This window comes from Candidatus Photobacterium acropomis (assembly GCF_030685555.1).
Taxonomy (GTDB): Bacteria; Pseudomonadota; Gammaproteobacteria; order Enterobacterales; family Vibrionaceae; genus Photobacterium; species Photobacterium lucens.
Map to the genome: position 1 here is coordinate 42,682 of NZ_CP131608.1, position 18,771 is coordinate 61,452.

Annotated in this window: 13 protein-coding genes; 8 read left to right on the forward strand and 5 right to left on the reverse strand. The window is 41.3% G+C overall.

What is annotated here, in order from left to right:
• Nucleotides 1–146: 146 nt before the first annotated feature.
• Nucleotides 147–911, reverse strand: coding sequence for a TerC family protein (locus tag Q7657_RS00185; protein WP_107166367.1), 765 nt, complete (start codon nt 909–911; stop codon nt 147–149).
• A 277-nt stretch (nt 912–1,188) separates the two neighbouring features.
• Here Q7657_RS00185 and Q7657_RS00190 point away from each other — a divergent pair, with 277 nt between their 5' ends.
• Complete coding sequence (locus Q7657_RS00190; protein ID WP_107166368.1) at nt 1,189–1,542, forward strand: hypothetical protein; 354 nt, start codon at nt 1,189–1,191, stop codon at nt 1,540–1,542.
• Nucleotides 1,543–1,569: 27 nt separating this feature from the next.
• Nucleotides 1,570–2,706, forward strand: coding sequence for a membrane-bound lytic murein transglycosylase MltC (gene mltC, locus Q7657_RS00195; RefSeq protein WP_107166369.1), 1,137 nt, complete (start codon nt 1,570–1,572; stop codon nt 2,704–2,706).
• 90 nt (nt 2,707–2,796) lie between these two features.
• On the opposite strand, the gene murQ is transcribed toward mltC, so the two are convergent.
• The gene (gene murQ, locus Q7657_RS00200; protein ID WP_107166370.1) at nt 2,797–3,696 is read right to left on the reverse strand and encodes an N-acetylmuramic acid 6-phosphate etherase; all 900 of its coding nucleotides are present in this window, start codon (nt 3,694–3,696) and stop codon (nt 2,797–2,799) included.
• A gap of 157 nt (nt 3,697–3,853) precedes the next feature.
• Here murQ and Q7657_RS00205 point away from each other — a divergent pair, with 157 nt between their 5' ends.
• From Q7657_RS00205 to Q7657_RS00230, 6 genes are all read left to right on the forward strand, one after another.
• Nucleotides 3,854–4,657: a MurR/RpiR family transcriptional regulator gene (locus Q7657_RS00205; RefSeq protein WP_107166371.1), complete on the forward strand. Its 804-nt coding sequence runs from the start codon at nt 3,854–3,856 to the stop codon at nt 4,655–4,657.
• Between the two features lie 243 nt (nt 4,658–4,900).
• Nucleotides 4,901–8,815 (forward strand): AsmA family protein, encoded by a 3,915-nt coding sequence (locus Q7657_RS00210; protein ID WP_498827071.1) that lies wholly within the window; start codon nt 4,901–4,903, stop codon nt 8,813–8,815.
• Between the two features lie 583 nt (nt 8,816–9,398).
• Nucleotides 9,399–9,719: a hypothetical protein gene (locus tag Q7657_RS00215; protein ID WP_107166373.1), complete on the forward strand. Its 321-nt coding sequence runs from the start codon at nt 9,399–9,401 to the stop codon at nt 9,717–9,719.
• A gap of 132 nt (nt 9,720–9,851) precedes the next feature.
• Nucleotides 9,852–11,378, forward strand: coding sequence for a nitric oxide reductase transcriptional regulator NorR (gene norR, locus Q7657_RS00220; protein ID WP_107166374.1), 1,527 nt, complete (start codon nt 9,852–9,854; stop codon nt 11,376–11,378).
• Between the two features lie 190 nt (nt 11,379–11,568).
• A complete protein-coding gene (gene hcp / locus Q7657_RS00225) occupies nt 11,569–13,230 on the forward strand; it encodes a hydroxylamine reductase (RefSeq protein WP_107166375.1) in 1,662 nt (553 codons plus the stop codon).
• 84 nt (nt 13,231–13,314) lie between these two features.
• On the forward strand, nt 13,315–14,358 hold the full coding sequence (locus Q7657_RS00230) for an FAD-binding oxidoreductase (protein WP_498827300.1): 1,044 nt from the start codon (nt 13,315–13,317) through the stop codon (nt 14,356–14,358).
• 44 nt (nt 14,359–14,402) lie between these two features.
• Here the strand turns inward: Q7657_RS00230 and Q7657_RS00235 are convergent, their stop codons facing one another.
• The 3 genes from Q7657_RS00235 to Q7657_RS00245 form a co-directional block, all read right to left on the reverse strand.
• Nucleotides 14,403–16,778 carry a Lon protease family protein gene (locus tag Q7657_RS00235; protein WP_107166377.1) on the reverse strand — a complete coding sequence of 792 codons (2,376 nt, stop codon included), beginning with the start codon at nt 16,776–16,778 and terminating at the stop codon, nt 14,403–14,405.
• Between the two features lie 212 nt (nt 16,779–16,990).
• On the reverse strand, nt 16,991–17,869 hold the full coding sequence (locus tag Q7657_RS00240) for a 6-pyruvoyl trahydropterin synthase family protein (RefSeq protein WP_107166378.1): 879 nt from the start codon (nt 17,867–17,869) through the stop codon (nt 16,991–16,993).
• 158 nt (nt 17,870–18,027) lie between these two features.
• Entirely contained in the window at nt 18,028–18,741 is a 714-nt protein-coding gene (locus tag Q7657_RS00245; protein WP_107166498.1) for an outer membrane beta-barrel protein, read from the reverse strand.
• Between the last annotated feature and the right edge of the window lie 30 nt (nt 18,742–18,771).

Sequence of the window (18,771 nt, forward strand, 5' to 3'; positions counted from 1 at the left end):
ACCACTATATCTTCGAATCGTTGCCGCACCAGAGAACTAAGGTCGTCTCGCTGAACACTGCATCTTGAAGTTACTTGGGTATAAACAAAAAGCAGAGCCTAGTAAGCTCTGCTTTTTTGTATTTGAACTGTTGATATTAACGTTGATTATTTCACTTTCACAGCCCAACCACATTGTTGTGGGTAGATTCGACGAAACACTTTTTTATTGCGCTTCTTCAATAAGATGTGGCAGGTTTCAATTAATAAACCAAACGCCATGGCAAAATACACATATCCCTTATTGAAATGGATCTCAAAACCTTCTGCCATTAACATTGCACCTAACATTACAAGGAATAGCAATGCTAAGGTTTTAAAGCCAGGGTAACGAGAAACATAATCGTTGATCTTCTCAGCACATAGCACCATCACAACAGCTGATGCCAAAATCGCCGCAACCATCAATGGTACTTCACTTGTCATACCTACCGCTGTGATCACCGAGTCCATCGAGAATACCGCATCAACGGCAACAATCTGCAATAAGACTAAGGCAATACCTGCGCGAACTTTACTTGCTTCTTGATGATGTTCACCAGAGAAACACATCCATAGTTCTTTTAAGCTTTTCGCTAACAAGAATGCACCACCACCAATCATGATCAAATCACGGCCCGAGAACGGAGCGCTGGCGATAGAGAATAATGGTTGCGTTAGTGACATTACCCAACTAATCGAGAATACCAGACCGATACGTGCAGCAACAGCTAATGCAATACCGAGGTTTCGCGCCATCTTACGTTGATGTTCAGGTAGTCGTTCACAAAGCACTGAGATGAAAACAATATTATCCACGCCTAATACCACTTCTAGGGCAAATAGGGTGGCAAATATCATCATCGCTTCAGGTTGAAGGAAAAGATCTAACATTGAATAGACTCCTTATTTAAGGAGCTCAGGAATAGAGAACAACTCGAGGGGTCGTCCATATGTATTTTATACCTCATGTAATTTAAGTAGCGCTATTCAATCATAACGCTTAATAATCACAATCAAGATTATGTAACCAGATGTAACATATTAATTATCACACCAATCACCTTTGAATATATTTTTCAAGTAAATCATCAAATAAATGAATAATATTGAAATACACCTCTCAAAATGTAAACTCAAAGTTTTACTTTAGACTACATTAATAAGAATAATGAAAAACAAATCTCTTTTATTTGCTGTTTTAGTAAGCGTATTTTCAACCTCGATCCAAGCAAAAGATCTCGTAGATACTTTAAATTCTGTAGATAATGGTCTTCAGAAACTGCAAAACAGTATTCGAGAATCTAAGCGTCAAATTAGAGAAAGAAAAGAGCGTCGTGAGCGCATCGAAAATGCGTGGGACAATTTAAAAGACGACGATTATGTTGAAAAGCGTTGGGATAATTATGTCGATCAACAAGCACGTGAACGTAAGCAACGTGCTGAACAACGTAAACGCCGATTTGTCGATAAATTAACGTCAGATCTTAATAGCGCTATTCGGGATGCTACCAATACTCACTAATCGCATATTGCCGCATAAAGGAAAATCATGAAAAAAGCTTGGCTCATTATGATCGCTGGTTTAATTGCCACAGGATGTTCATCCTCAAGCCAACCCGAGTGTATCTATAACTGCACTCCCACTTACCCTAATAACGGTAATAACAATCATGGCGGTGGCATCAATACTGGTAATATGACTAATGAGCAAGCGATCAAAGCATTAATGGCTTACCTTGCAACCCAAGCGAAAAAGCAATGGGGTGATGATGAATTCCTTCAAGCAGGTAAACACCGTTATGTGAAGTATTTCGATGGCTATCGTACGCGTGCACACATTGATTTTGATAGCGGCAAAATTTACGTTTCCACTGTTGCTCAATACGCACCAGAAGCCACACTGAAAAAAGCGATTGAAGAAACTTTGCTGATGCCAGCCGATCCTTCTCAGGTTGATTTATTCAGTGATAAGTCCATTCCACTGAACGGTAAGCCTTTCTTACTTGGGCAAGTTAAAGATCATGATAACCAAGATATTCAATGGCCGTGGCGTGCTGGGCGTTTCGCAGATTTTCTGATTGAAAATAAGCTACGCACCAAACCACTCAAACGTGGCACCGCTTACTACGTTGAAATAGATATGGTGAGCGATCACCTTGAGCAACGTGAATACCAATATGCTGATTTAATTAAGCGTGCTTCTCGCCAATACGGTATTTCAGAAGATCTGATCTATGCGGTGGTAAAAACAGAAAGCAGCTTTAACCCGTTTGCTGTCAGCCACGCTGGGGCTTATGGCTTAATGCAAGTTATTCCGAAAACCGCAGGTGCTGATGTCTTTAAACTGGTGAAAAACAAACCGGGGATACCGACCAAAGATTACCTGTTTAATCCGGCTAACAATATTGATACGGGGACAGCGTATTTGCACATTTTACAAACCCGTTACTTAAGGGATGTGAGAAATCCAACCACTAAGCATTACAGTATGATTTCCGCTTATAACAGTGGTACAGGTGGCGTGTTATCAACCTTTGATTCAGATAGGCAACGAGCAATGGATAAGCTCAATCAATTGCAACCGAATCAAGCCTATTGGGCGCTCACGAATAAGCATCCAAAACTTGAAGCTCGTCGTTATCTTGAAAAAGTACTGAATTTCCAAAAAGAATTTCAGTCGCTTTAATCTCTATATACCCAAGCCACTTCAAGTTAGTAGGTTATAAAACAAAGCCCTATCATCGACCATCGAGATAGGGCTTTCTGTTTTGTATCGTTAAGCTTGGATCGCTTGGCGTGTAAAGCCGTTATTTTTTGCTAATAAGTCTGTGGCAGTTTGAGCATCGACACCTGCAAGGAGCATGACAATTGCTGTTTTACAGTGACCATTACATTGAGTAAGTGCTTGCTCTGCTTCTTCACGGCTACATTCGGTAGCTTGCATCACAATGTTTTTCTGGCGTTCAACCAATTTAGCGTTGGTCGCTTCAACATCCACCATTAAATTGCCATACACTTTACCAACACGGATCATGGCTCCCGTTGTCAGCATATTTAGCACTAACTTTTGCGCTGTACCGGCTTTCATGCGCGAAGAGCCCGTTACCACTTCAGCCCCCACCACTGGTGTGATTGCCACATCAGCCAGTGCTGCCATTGGGCTTTGTGGATTACAGCTAATGCAAGCGACCATCGCGTTTTGTGATTTTGCGTATTCCATTGCCCCTATGACATAAGGTGTACGACCACTGGCAGCAATACCGACTAACACATCTTTTTCGGTAAAATTAAGATCAATGAGATCTTGCGCACCCATTTCACGATTATCTTCTGCGTTTTCAACCGCTTTTAAAATTGCTTGATGACCACCAGCAATTAAGCCGACCACTTGCTCTGGCTTGCTACCGTAAGTAGGTGGACACTCACTTGCATCTAAAATACCTAAACGACCTGATGTACCAGCGCCTGCATAAATTAAACGCCCACCTTGCTGAAATGCTATCGCAATCGCATCAACTACTTGAGCAATTTCAGGTAACACCTGCTCTACCGCGAGCGCGACTTTTTTATCTTCATTATTGATCACCTGCAGCATATCGACTGTCGATAACATATCGATATTTTGGCTAGCCGTATTGCGGCTTTCAGTGACTAATTGGGTAAGATCAATCTTCAAGGTTTCGTCCTAGTTTTTATTCATTCTTTATCAATCATAATCAACAAGCATATCAGGCTCTAGCTTCTTGCATACAATTAACATAACACAATAAATATCACGGTAATTAAGCATGATTCAGGCTATTATCAGAGCAAATGTCTGAACTGTTATTACCATGACTGCACTTGATAAAATCGCCAGCCTACAATCACAATTCTCCCCTAATGGTCAAAAGATTGCGACCTTGGTATTAGCGCAACCTGAATTGGTGGTGTCGCTTTCTTCTCAGGAATTAGCAACGGCAGCGAATGTCAGTCAATCAAGTATTGTAAAGTTTACCCAGCGAATTGGATTTAAAGGCTTTCCCGCTTTCAAAATGGCAATCAGCGAGGAGTTAGCGCGCCACAATACCATTGGTGGTAACGTACTTAACCAGTTGCCCACTCAACCAGAGACTAATAATGCGCTTGCGAGTAGTTTAAGCAAAATGGCACAGCAAAAAGCCAATGCGATCATCGATACTACTAAAGCGATAGATGTTGATTTACTCGAACAAATCGCAACGACATTAAAATCAGCCACCCGCATTCAGTTAATTGGACTGAGCTCTAATGCATTAGTGGCTCATGATTTTAATAACAAATTACTTTCGTTAGGGCGACCTGTGATCCACAGTGCAGATCCATCACTACAAAGCACTATTGCTAACACGTTAACAGAGCAAGACGTGCTTTTTATCCTTAGCAATAATACTGAACATCAAACATTACAGTTAGCTTCCCATGCCGCTAAACTTCACGGTGCTACTATCGTTGTGATCACCACACCTGATGATTTGCCATTAACCAGTCTTGCTGATTTCACCTTGTTGATGCATTGCGAGCCATCGCTACATAGGATTGCCAATCAGCCTTTTACTCTCCACCTTGCAGCGCAGCAAACTCTGACCGATATCTTGTGCCTCGCCATCCAAGAGTAACACCACCAAGCATTTACTTTTTGTTACCATTATTCACAACGTTCAGGGAACCCTGTTTTTGATATACTGTCAGACTATAAACATTTGGCATAAAACATTATTTTGCTAGTTATTTGCAGCACTGTATAAGATTGACGTTTCGAAAGTAACTATCACTAGCTGCTACACTCATTACCGAAAAAGAAGTCTGACGTATTATGAGTTCATCACACATTCCATCTGATCCTGCTTCACCAGCCAACAGTGAGCAAGCAAGCCAGCCAGCCGAAGAAAAATAAATTAAAAAAGGTCGCTAAGTGGACATCCATCGCCATACTCACACCAATTATTGCCGCAACAGGTGTGCTTGCTTATGGCGTTAAGATCGATTTAACCAAGCACCGACATGATATCAACCAATGGTTAAGCTCTACGCTAGATCGTGAAACAACCATTGGTGGTGACATGTCACTGACCTTATCGTTTAGCCCTGAAATTGAGCTTAGCGATGTCACCATTGCTAATACCGAAGCCATGAAATGGGAACCGATGCTGAAATCGGGATATATTGGCGCGAAGGTTTCGGTATTACCGCTGCTCTCTCACACGCTAAAAATCGATTATCTTGATCTAAAAGATACTTCCCTACATTTGGTTAAAGATAACCAAGGCAAGCCAAACTGGATGTTTGGCAACGATCCGAAAGCTAAACCTAAGCAATCAAACAGCTCTACCCCATTTAAGTTAGCGCTCAGTAATAATATTCAGGCAGATAAAGTTGCCGTTGATTACGTAGATCAACAAACAGGACAATACGCTAATGTGTATTTAGAGCAATTAGCATTAACCAAACCTGATAAATGGCTATTACAAGCCAAAGGTAATGCAATGGGGAATGACTATGATGTTTCTCTAGCGGGAGATTTAGAATCGCTGATCAATGAGCAGCAAGGTAAACTTGATGCAACAGGCAGTTTTGCTGGGGCAAAGCTCAATATTGATGCCGATATTCATCCGTTTCGTAGTAACACACCTTCAAAAGCCAAGGTAAAACTCGATTGGGTTGATACATCAGAGCTTGAATCTCTACTTGATATTGATTTACGTCATGCAGCGCCGATGTCACTGACAACGCAGATCACCGCATCGAGCAAAGGGATATCACTGGCAGATATTGCGCTAACTAGCCCGATTACCTCTGCGAAAGGCTTCCTTGATATTTCTCTGGCACAAAACGACAAAGCGCTTAACCACATTAACGGCAAACTCAACATTCCGTTGATTGATCTGCGTCCATGGTTACAACCTCAGCCGCCTGTGATGTACGGTGTGGGTTACGCAGCCGCAGCACCACAACAATCCCCACTGCAAAAAGCCCTTGACCAATGGTTAGTGAAAACCGAAACCCATCTTGATTTATCTATTGATGAGATCAAAGGCTTAGGCACACCAGTCAATAACATCTCGCTTAAAGTTGAAGGTGATAAAGGTAAACTTCATGCCCCAATGACTGCCAATATTGCCAATGTACCGTTTCGTGGTGCAGCCGATATTGATGCCACTCAATGGACATCAACCGTTGATGTAAAATTAGGGGCGAAAGATTCTCAGTTAGGTGAAATGGCAGGTTGGATTTCAGGAATTCCACACGCTAAAGGTCACCTTGAAAATGCCCAGTTACAGCTGACAACCCAAGGAACCAAACTTCAAGACTGGATTGATAACAGCCAGCTCGCGCTTAATATCGATAAGGCTCATCTTGATTGGGGAGCAAAAGCATCATTTGCCATCGATAAAGCGGTATTAACCTCAGGAATGGAGCAGCCATTTAGCTCTGACATTCAAGGTCAGATCATGGCGATTCCAGTTCAGATCACCGCCAAAGCTGGCACATTGTCCGATATTATTAATCATCGTAATTGGAGCCCATCGCTACACTTTGCTAGCCCAGTTATCGATATTAAAGCAAAAGGTGAATTTGTAAAAACTAACTGGCAAAAAGGCAGTTGGTTAGATTTAACAGTGCACAGTGATGATGCTGGTAAGCTAAGTCCGTGGCTCGGCACGCGTGCGTCTATGCATGGAAAAATCGATTTTAAAGGCAAACTGACCAATACAGGCGATTGGCTAGCATTAGATATTCCGACCATGGCATTAATGCAAAGCCAAGGTAAAGTCGATTTTAAGTGGAAACAAAACACTAAAACGCCATTCTTAAAGCTCAATGCGCAGTTTGATACTTTAAATTTCAATCAACTTGGACAATTTGTTGATCGAGGAAATGTACCGACAGTTGAGCAAACCGTGCCAACACAAGGCGTAAACCTTGATATGCCATTACTGAGCAACAAAGTAGTGATTGCTGATGCTGATGTAAAACTTGGCGTGAATAAGATGCTATGGGCTAATCAGCAAATTAATGATACCCAATTTAGTGGTCAACTTCGCGGCGGAAAGTTAGCTCCCACCCCATTTAGTGCTCGTTATGCTGGTAGCTTGTATAAAGGTGATATTTCACTGGATATCAATAATAATGCTATCCAATCGCAGCTACATCTAGGCGTAAACAAGCCTAATATTGGTCAGATCTTAAAGCAATTCAATGTCACCAATGATCTTGGTATGACACTCGATAGCGCTAAGTTATCTTTGTCATTATCAGGTCGTACTGTGCTTGAGTTGATGGAACAAGCTAAAGTCGAAGCTCAATTAAACGGTGGTAAGCTGCGTGTTGCCGATACCTATACTGGCAAAGCGTTTAATGTTGCACTTCGCCAAGGTAAGTTTATTACAGGCCCTGATACAGCCACTCACTTAACCATTTCAGGGAAAGCTGCTGATAAACCGGTGAACATTGTGATTGATTCAGTCTCACTGAAACAAGCCAATGATGGACGCAAATCCGTGCCAGTGACATTAACGGCTAATGTAGGTGATATTGCCCTCAATGCGGAATCCGATGTATCACTTCCAATTAACCCACAAAAGCTCAACTTAACCTTTAAGGCAACAACACCTAACCTAGATCGCTTCAATGCTTTTACTGGGCTAGAGCTACCCCCTTATGGTCCGGTAACTGTCGCAGCTTCACTGTCAACCGATAAAGTGGGCTACCACTTGCGTAATATGCTGGTTCAAGTAGGCAGCAGTAAATTACAAGGTAAAGGTGATTTCTTACCGCCAATGAAAGGCCAAGACCGCCCGACTGTTTCATTAGATCTTCGTGCGCCATTTATTCAAATTAACGATTTTAAAGTTAAAAATTGGCAAGCCTGGTTACCTAAAGACAGCAAAGAAAAGACTGCGCCAACTAAAGCAACAACAGACAAACCAGTACCCGTGCTTAGCCCAGAAGGTTTAAATAAGCTTAATGCTAATTTTAAACTTAATGTTGGAGAGGTTCGTTCAGGTAAAGACTGGCTTGGAGCTGGACAACTCGATTGGACATTGCATAACGGTTTACTGAGTTTAAATCCGCTCCATATCAAGCTACCTGGCGGCAATATTGATATTAAAGGCTCAGTGAAAGCACAAAAAGAGTTGTTTGATATTCATTTAGAAGGCTTAGTGAAAAACTTCGATTACGGCATTATTGCTCGCCGTATTGATCCTAAAACAGATATGCATGGCAAAATTAGCTTTAAGTTTGATTTAAACAGCCTAGCAAATACGCCAGATAGTTTAATGAATAACGCTAATGGCTTTATTGGTTTTGCAGCATGGCCAAAAGCTTTCCAAGCTAACTTAATTGATCTATGGGCGGTGAGCTTAGCTGATGCGGTGTTACCTAAGTTTATGAACAAAGATAACTCGGTATTGAACTGTGTTGCCGGTGGCTTTAACGTCAAAAATGGCAATATGACCCAGCGTGATCTACTGCTCGATACCTCACGAATCCAAGTTCATGGTGCATTTGATGCTAGCTATAAAAATCGTGATTTCAGCCTGTACTTATCGCCAAAATCAAAACGAGCACAAATTTTCAGCCTACAAACCCCTGTTGAGGTAAATGGTAGTTTTGAAAAATTCCATTTTGGTGTGCCGCTGTCAGCAATCCTCGAAACCTCAGTACGCTTTACTACCAGCCCAGTAGTCGCCCCACTGCAATGGCTATTTGAAAAGCCGATTGCAGCCAATGGCTCTGCTGAATGTCAGCGTATTTGGCAAGGTGAGTCGTAATTTTATGTTATTAAATTAGGCATAAAAAAAAATAAAACGCCCCGATAGCATAATGTTATCGGGGCGTTTTATTGAATGAGTAGTTAAGCTATCTATCACCAAGGTATTTATTCTTATACGTCGATGCTTTTGCAAATAAAAACAATGGAAATAAGATAAAAATTAAACCTACTGCGTATTCAACTTTGCTATTTTGTAGCAATTGATACGTACATAAAATAAAAATAGATAAAACTAATAAAATGTTAAGCTTATGTACTAACGGATAACTCTTTGACAAACGTGCATATGCGCGAATCATAGTAAACTCAAAAAAACATTAATCATCAGTAAGATAATCTAATTGTAAAAAATTCCCCCTAGAAAGATAAGCGTTTTTTTGCTCAACATGTAAACAAATATATTTTTTTGATGACTATTCAAATATTGCGTCATTTTTAAATCATCAATAGTACAAAATCGTTATTTTTTTGACGTTTCATGCAGTTTATTATCTGATTTTAAAATAACAATGCACTGACAATAAATAACGCTTCTCTTTTTAAGCTATTTATCCAAACTCCCCCGATTATTGGAATATAGTGTGTTTAAATATAGTTTTCTTATCATTGCTTTGTTAGCACCTTCACTTTCATGGGCACATGGTCCTAAACATCATTGTGATCCCCCTTGGAAACACTGTAAAAAAGGTCATCACCACAAACATGACTGCGATAGATATTACAAAGAGCACTATAGTGAACATTATGATGATAATCATGAACCTTGGTATGAAAAACACCATTTGCCTGAAATTGCTACCTTTGCTGTAATAGCTGGCGCAACTTACGCCATTATCAATAATACCTACTATAAAAAAGACGGCGAACGTTACGTTTATAGCGAAAAACCAAACGCAAAATAAGAAATGAACTTAATGAATACAAAAGATGCATTTAAAATACATTAAATTTATTTTCTTTGTTCTAGATTAACTCTCATTGCACCAATTTATGTTGTTATTAATACATCAAACACGACAACATAAGTGATCGCAATGCGAGTAAATATCGATAAGGTTCTTCTCAATATCGCCTTAAACCTAAGTGCTCATCTCGCTAGTGATGAGCATTATCAAACCCTCATCGATGGCGTCGAAGCTGTCTTTCCCTGTGACGCCAGTGCATTGTTCGTACTCGATCATCATGGATTTCTCACACCTGTGGCAGTAAAAGGGTTATCAGCAGCCGTTTTAGGTCGTCGCTTCTTTCCTAAAGCACACCCTCGCTTAGCAACCATAATGGCAAGCAAAAAACCGGTTCGCTTTGATGCCCATTCAGAACTCCCCGATCCTTTTGACGGTTTGTTATTAAATGAAGAAGTCAGTATTGATGTTCATGACTGCTTAGGCTGTAGCTTATATGTTGATGAACAATTAGTTGGTGTGCTGACCTTAGATTCATTAACTGTTGGTGCTTTTGATAATATTGATACCGTCGCCATTGAGACGTTTGCCGCTCTTGCTGCCGCGACCGTTCGTAATATCGCGCAATTTAATGCATTAAAATTACAAAACAAAAAACAGCAATCACTCAATGAAACCTTGATCCAACAAGCACGTTCCCAACAAAACGAAATGATTGGTTTTAGCCCTGAAATGGCACAGCTTAAAACCAATATATCAACTGTTGCTCAATCTGATTATGCCGTATTAATAAGCGGCGAAACCGGTACAGGTAAAGAATTGGTTGCCCATGCGATTCACGCACAATCACACCGTGCTGATAAAGCGATGATTTATGTAAATTGTGCTGCTCTGCCTGAAAACTTAGCAGAAAGTGAATTATTCGGTCATGTCAAAGGAGCATTTACTGGTGCTAATAGTCATCGAGCCGGTAAGTTTGAACTTGCCGATGGTGGCACACTGTTTTTAGATGAAATCGGTGAGCTGCCTCTACTACTACAAGCAAAGTTATTGCGTGTGCTACAACAAGGTGATGTTCAACGGGTCGGTAGTGATAAACATCACCGTGTCGATGTACGGATCATCGCAGCCACTAACCGTAATTTAGAGCAAGAAATCACACTCGGTATCTTTCGAGCCGATCTTTATCATCGTCTTAATGTTTTTCCTATCGCCGTGCCACCGCTTCGCCAACGACTCAGTGATATTCCAGTACTCGCAGGCTACTTATTGGAAAAAGTCCGCTTGCAATTTAATGTGCCCAACCTTCACATCAACCCTAAGGCATTACGATCGCTAGAAAAAAAGCCGTGGCTCGGTAATATTCGAGAGTTAGAACACAGCCTTACGCGTGCCGCACTTCGTGCTATTCAAGAAGGACAACAAACCATTACTTTAGCGCACTTTGACAACGAATTTAGCTCTGTTGATGTAAAAAACACATCAAACCTATTTCCTGAACAATCTCAATCGATGCGTGAACTTGTAGAAAGCTATCAAAAGCAGTTAATTCACCATAGCTATGAAAAAATGGATAAAAACTGGTCAAAGGCAGCACAGTTTTTACAAATGGATCGTGGCAATTTGTACCGAATGGGGAAAAAATTTCAGATCCATTAATCTCTTAAAATTGAATTCGATGTCATTAACACAACACAACTTGTTGTATTAATGACATCAAACATAACCAACATCAAATAAAAACCTTAAATATCAACAAATTAAAACTGGCACGCATAGTGCAATCTAGTATCAAAAAACGAAGAAGATTCGTTACAAATAACAGAATAAATAGATACTGGAGATTTTCATGTTTTGTATTCAATGTGAGCAAACAATTCAAACCCCACAAGTAAAAGGCTGCTCATTTGCCGCTGGCATGTGTGGAAAAACCGCTGAAGTCTCAGATCTTCAAGATGTACTTGTTTATGCCCTACAAGGGGTTTCTTACTGGGCAGAATTAGCGGCTAATGTTGATATCATTGATGATGAAATCAACCAATGGGCACCACGAGCATTCTTCTCGACATTAACCAATGTTAACTTCGATCCTGCTCGTATCATTGAACTTGCCGAGCAAGCACAACACTATAAATCACGTTTACAAGAACAAGTTGTTGATGCATATACCCTATCTGATAAAACATTACCCGATCTACCTGCTGTCGCACTGTTTGAATTACCGCAATCTGCCGACGCTATTTTAGCTTTCGCACCACAAGTTGCTGTAAATCGTGGCTATGACTTGTTAGATGAAGACGTTATCGGCTTACGCTTATTATGTTTATATGGTTTAAAAGGTGCAGCCGCTTATTTGGAGCATGCTCGTGTCCTTGCGCAAACTAACAATGACGTATACGCCCAATATCACCAAATCATGGCGTGGCTAGGTACCGATCCAACAGCACTCAATGAGCTTCTCGACTGTTCAATGCGCATTGGTTTAATGAACTACACCATTATGGAAATGCTAGATACGGGCGAGACAACAACTTTTGGTCACCCAGAACCTACCCAAGTTAATGTAAAGCCAGTAAAAGGAAAATGTATTCTTGTTTCTGGTCACGATTTACATGATCTGGAAAAAATCCTGCAACAAACCGAAGGCACTGGCATCAACGTCTACACCAACGGTGAAATGCTACCAGCTCACAGTTATCCTGAATTGAAAAAATACCCGCACCTTGTGGGTAACTTTGGTAGTGCATGGCAAAACCAGCAAAAAGAATTTGCTAACTTCCCTGGTGCCATTGTGATGACCTCTAACTGCTTATTGAACCCGAACGTTGGTCAATATGCTGATCGTATTTTTACGCGTAGTATCGTTGGTTGGCCTGGCGTGGCACACATTGACGGTGATGATTTTAGCCAAGTGATTGAATGTGCCTTGGCGTTAGATGGTTTTCAACATAATGAAATTGAGCAAATGATCACGATTGGTTTTGGTCGTAACGCACTCATGAGCGCAGCACCTGCCGTGATTGATGAAGTGAAGAAAGGCAATATTAGCCACTTCTTCCTTGTTGGTGGCTGTGATGGTGATAAATCTGAGCGTAGTTACTACACCGACTTCACCGCACAAGCACCTGAAGACTCAGTGATCTTAACCCTTGCTTGCGGTAAATATCGCTTTAACAAGAATCAATTTGGCGACATTAACGGTATTCCTCGTCTGCTCGATGTTGGTCAATGTAACGATGCCTATTCTGCAATTCAACTGGCTTTAGCACTGGCAAAAGAGTTCGACTGTGACATCAATGAACTGCCGCTAACATTAGTACTATCTTGGTTTGAACAAAAAGCCATTGTGATCTTACTGACGTTGTTCGCACTTGGCGTAAAAGGGATCTACACAGGTCCTACTGCGCCTGCATTCTTAACAGATAACTTACTAGCAATTATCCAAGAGAAGTTTGATATGCGTCCGATCACGACGGTTGAAGCAGATCTAAAAACGATCCTTGCCGCTTAATTTCCACCTCGTCTCTCCTCTTTCACCTAAAAAGCAAGTGAAAGAGGAGAGCTACCACTCAAAGAGTCTTCCATGTTAAGTACTTTGTTGGCGCCATGGCTAAATAATCAAGCAGTGAAACTAACCTGTTGTGATAAATGGCATGAAACCGAAGATACCATCAGTATTAAACTTGCCTGTATCGATGAGAATCACTTAGCGAAATTTAAACCCGGTCAGTTCGTTAATATCGGTGTAAATCTCGATGGGAAAATGGAGTATCGCGCTTACTCATTAAGCTCTACGCCTTTTGACACCGATTTACAACTCACCATTAAGCGAGTAGAAGGTGGACGAGTATCGAATTTTTTTATCGATCAATTTCAGATCGGTGATTCTGTCATGGTGCTTCCACCAGCAGGTGAATTTAATAGTGTCGATCATCCACCTCAGCACAATAAAGCCTTATGCATTAGTGCGGGTTGCGGCATAACACCTGTATATTCCATGGCAACAACCTGGCTAAATCATAATCCGCACTGTGATGTTCATTTTCTTCATATTGCAAGATCACCAGCACACACGATTTTCTTTAATGAACTCGAACAACTTAACCGAAAACATGAGCGTTTTTCGTTAAGCCTTTTATTAAAAGACAAGCAGCATACGTCGTATCCTCAAGGGCGTTTAGATCAAGCGTGGTTAGAAACACTTGTTCCCGATCTGCATGACCGAACCGTCTATCTCTGTGGGCCAACTCAATTTATGGAAGATGTAAAAGGCTATCTGACCCATCTCGATTTTGATATGTCGCAATTCCATGCTGAAAGTTTTACACCAACCACGTACACTCAGCACGCCCAAAGAGATACAGAGCAACCGCAAACAGTGACGTTAACGGTACCAAGTTTCAATACAGCAGTAGCCATTGAATCCGGCAGTAATATTGCCGATGTATTAGAAGCACAAGGTGTGCCACTTATCATTGCTTGTCGCAGTGGCATTTGTGGCTCATGTAAGTGCAAAGCGACACCCAATAGCACTCGCTCCACCAGCCAAGCGACACTCACAGCAGATGAAATCGAACAAGGCTATATTCTTGCCTGTTCTTCACAGATTATCAGTGATAGTGAAATTTCATTGGGATAAAGAAAAGCTACCCGTAGGTAGCTTTTTTCAATTAAGACAAATGATTAGCGACGCAGAGAGTTTAGCTTCATTTGCGCAATGCCAAACACCGTATCATTGGGATACATACCTTGCTCAGCCTCCACACCTGTCGGTTTGCCAGTAAAGATCTCAATGGCTTGAGAGACATGGTCAATCGCCCAGATATGGAACTCGCCTTTTTCAACCGCTTCAACAATATCTTTACGCAGCATTAGGTTATGTACGTTAGATTGCGGAATGATCACACCTTGTGTTGCGGTGCGGCCTTTGATTGCACATACATCAAAGAAACCTTCAATCTTCTCATTCACACCACCAATTGGCTGTGCTTCACCAAATTGGTTCATGGAACCGGTGATCGCTACATCCTGACGCAATGGCAAACCAGAGAACGCCGAAACAATCGCACAGACCTCTGCCATTGAAGCACTGTCACCATCAACGCCACCGTAAGATTGCTCAAAAGTCAGGTGCGTAGTAAGTGGGATCTTGGCAGTTTTACCAAAGACTGACGCTAAATAAGCCGATAGGATCATCACCCCTTTTGAGTGAATACTCCCGCCAAGCTCTGCGCTGCGCTCAATATCAAACACTTCACCAGAGCCATAAGCCGTGGTTGCTGTAATTCGACTTGGTGCACCAAATTGATAATCTGATGTTGAAATAACTGACAGTGCATTCACTTGCCCTACCGCTTGTTTATCAACATCAATCAAGGTGGTGCCAGTAACGAAGTTCTGCATTACATGATCTTTTAAACGGCTAACACGCTGTTCTTGATTTTGTAATGCTTGTTCAACGTGATTGCTACGGATCATCGTGGCATTAGATGATTTCGCTACATAGTTGGTTTCACGCAATAAATTAGCAATGTCTGCAGAGTGCAGTGACAGTTTGTTTTGATCATCTGCCTGACGCGAGCTGTACTCAATGATCCGAGCAATGGCTTTACGATCACAATGCAGCATATCGCCATCATGAACAATGCTGGCAATAAAACGTGCATACTGCTCTTCAGAGGTGTCTGTACGCGGCATATCATCTTCAAAATCTGCCGTGACACGGAACAACTCTTTAAACTCTGGATCGTAGTGTTGTAGTAATTGATAAGTTTGATAATCACCAAATAGGATCAATTTAACGTTCAACGGAATTGGCTCTGGTTCAAGAGAGATAGTACCAGATAGCGTCACTTCACGTTCAAGCGAGCTTAAATTCAGCTTCTGAGCACGCAATGCACGCTTTAGACCATCCCATACATAAGGACGCTCTAACACTTTCACCGCATCCATCATTAATACACCACCATTGGCACGGTGTAAGCTACCCGGGCGGATCAGTGAGAAATCGGTAAATACCGTACCTTTGAACGTCGCGTTTTCCACGTAACCAAAAATAGAGTGGTAATTCGGACTCTCTTCCACTTCAATTGGGAATTTACGCTCAACGTCTTGATGCACCAATACGTTTACTTGATAACGACGAGGCATTTTCTTATCTAACGAGGCGTAAGCAAGCGCCACTTGCTCTTCGCTTTCTTCCAAGAAAATATCAATATTTTCAAGAATATCGTTATACATCGCTGATAGATATGCTTTCACTTCTGGCAATTTACTGTATTTGGTTTTCAGATCTTTAATACAGTGTGCAGTGACATCTTTAGCAATATCTTCATCCAACTTTTGTTGCTTATCAGAATACTTTTCTTCCCATTCTGTTAGCTGACGAACAATATTACGTAACTCAACTTCTAGCTCATTGATAGTATCTTCAAATTGCTGCTGTTCTTGCTCTGAAAGCTCAGCAAATGATGCTTCTGTATGTGGCTCTTCACCATTCATCGCCACAAGTTGATAATCACCTTGCGTCGTAATAGTTAAAGCGACACCGCGCTCTTCTGCACCTTTTTTCATTGCCATTAACGCATTTTCTTGTTTCTGCGCTAACTGGGTTTTCAGCTTTTCAGCACGGCTAATATAGAGTTCGTTATCAAACGCCATTGGAAACGCTTTAACCAAACGCTTCATCAATTGTTCGATATCTTTTTTAAAGGCAGTACCTTGCCCTGCTGGTAGCTTCAGTACCTTTGGACAGCGGGTATCATCGAAATTAGAGACATAACACCAATCATAAAGTGTATTGGCATTACCATTTGGATCATGACGATTCAGGTAGCGCATCACCATGGTGCGTTTCCCCAAACCATTACGGCCTATAGCATAAATGTTATAGCCTTTTTCTTTAATCGACATCGCAAACTCAACCGCTTGTTGCGCTCGCTCTTGTCCTACAATTTCATCTAATGGTGTAAGGTGTTTAGTTGACTTACACTCATCACTCAATCCATTCAATGCTGATACGCGATACAGCTTGTCACTTGATAGAGATTTAACTGACATAATCGATCCCTCTCGTTACGACGTCTTCCTTTCAGTCTACTCATAAAATATTGAATTTTTAGAGAGTTAAGCAACAAACATCGCTTTATGTCTCACTTTTTAATGTTTATTGCTGAAATTTTAAACATAAAAAAGCCCAACGTTGCTTCTGTCACTTTAACTATAGTGAACATCAGCATGCTGGGCTGTTTTGTTATGCGACGGTTCCTTAATTATAAGGTTGCCATAGCACCTTTACCGACACCTTCATAAGCAACAACTTCAAGTGTGTCGCTGTCAGATAAACTCGGTTTGACTTTCTCTGCGATGTAACCCGCAAGCAGTTCAACCGTGGTATCAGTATCTAGCATTTCAGTTTCTGAGCATGCAATCGCTAATTCAAATTCACCTTGTGGTGCGGTGTATCGGAAACCATAGTGCGTTTCATCAGTAACTTGTTTAGCGCATTCACTTAAATTAAGTTCTGTCACGCTCAATAGATCTTCTTGCGAGCCAAGGTAGATATCTTGCCAACGCTTTGCCCACTGCTTTTCAAGCTCAGCATTACGTTCGCCGTTAACAATCAGCTCAATTGGAGAGCGATGACCATGGGCAATACGCTGACAGTTACCATCATGCTTTTTCAAACCATGGCTGTAATGGTAAAACGCACCATTGATCGTTTCATGGCGTAGCGTGATATCTAAACCTTGTACGTTTTCAGGTAAGTTACCTTTTAGTACTTGGTATACATGCTCAGTTACGCTCTCGATAGTGACGGTTTCCGCATCAATAAAGCAGAACGCTTGCTCTGGGCAATGAAGATGAATGCTTTTTTTCTCTCGCAAAAGATCAACCGTCGCATAACCGGTCGTTGTCGCGGCAGTGTTAATCGCTGGAGATTTAGCTGGCACAATTAGGCGGTGATCAACATATTGATCCACTAATTGCTTAATCTGTTTCTTAACACGACTGAAATCGAGCACCATGCTCATTTCATTTAACTCGCCCGACATCACCACATCAAGAATCCAACTTTCGCCTACCATACCGCGCTCAGTACATAGGTAAGACGCATCAATTACAGTGAGATCTCTGACAAATAGCTTCAAAGTGAAGTCCTTAGTGATAATGGTTGTCGTTTCTAGGGGAATGCATTATACGCTGCTGAGGCGTTGAGTAAACAATCAAGATTGTTTGACATTAAGCAATAAAAAAGCAGCTATTACTTTAATAGCTGCTTTCATCAATGTCTGCCCGTTAAATATGGTTAAAAACGGTAATTTGCAGACATGTAGAACGTCGTGATGCTCTTTAGATCTGATTTAGTATTGCTTCCAGACCACACTTCTTGCTCTTTACTTTGAGTAGCCGAGTGACGTGCTCCCATTTCTGCAGTGAAGTGATCTGACATGCGCCATGCCACACCAGCTTGCACACCTAGTAGCTCACCCGATTGCTTATAGCTACCGTAACCATCACCTTTACTGTCTGCGATCATGTAACCTACATGCGCACCAATAAATGGATTAATGGTTTTATCTGCACAGAAAATATAATCCGCACTGACTAAATGAAGCGATACATCGGTATCAATGGCTTTTTTGTCATTATGATCAGACTCACCACTCATTTTCTGGTAGCTATAGTAAATACGACCTGTTCCACCTGCGGTATAAAAACCAATATCAGCGCCAAATAAACCACTTGCGTCAGGTGATTGTAGTTTGTCTGCTCCAGCATTCACATCAAGGCTTAAGTCAGCCATACCGCCAGTGATACCAACGAAGTAATGCATGGTATCGTCAAATTTAGGTGCTTCTTCAGCCAATGAAGCATCATTTTCTTCTGTCACAACAGGCGTTAATACCAAAGGCTCACTTGGGGTATATGCCGCTGTTTCTGATGTTGATTGTTCTGCTGCAAAAGAGGTTGAAGAGAAAATAGCACTCAGCAGTAGAGTCGCAAGCAATGTCTTGTTCATAAAACGATCCATCTCATCCTGTTTTATTGT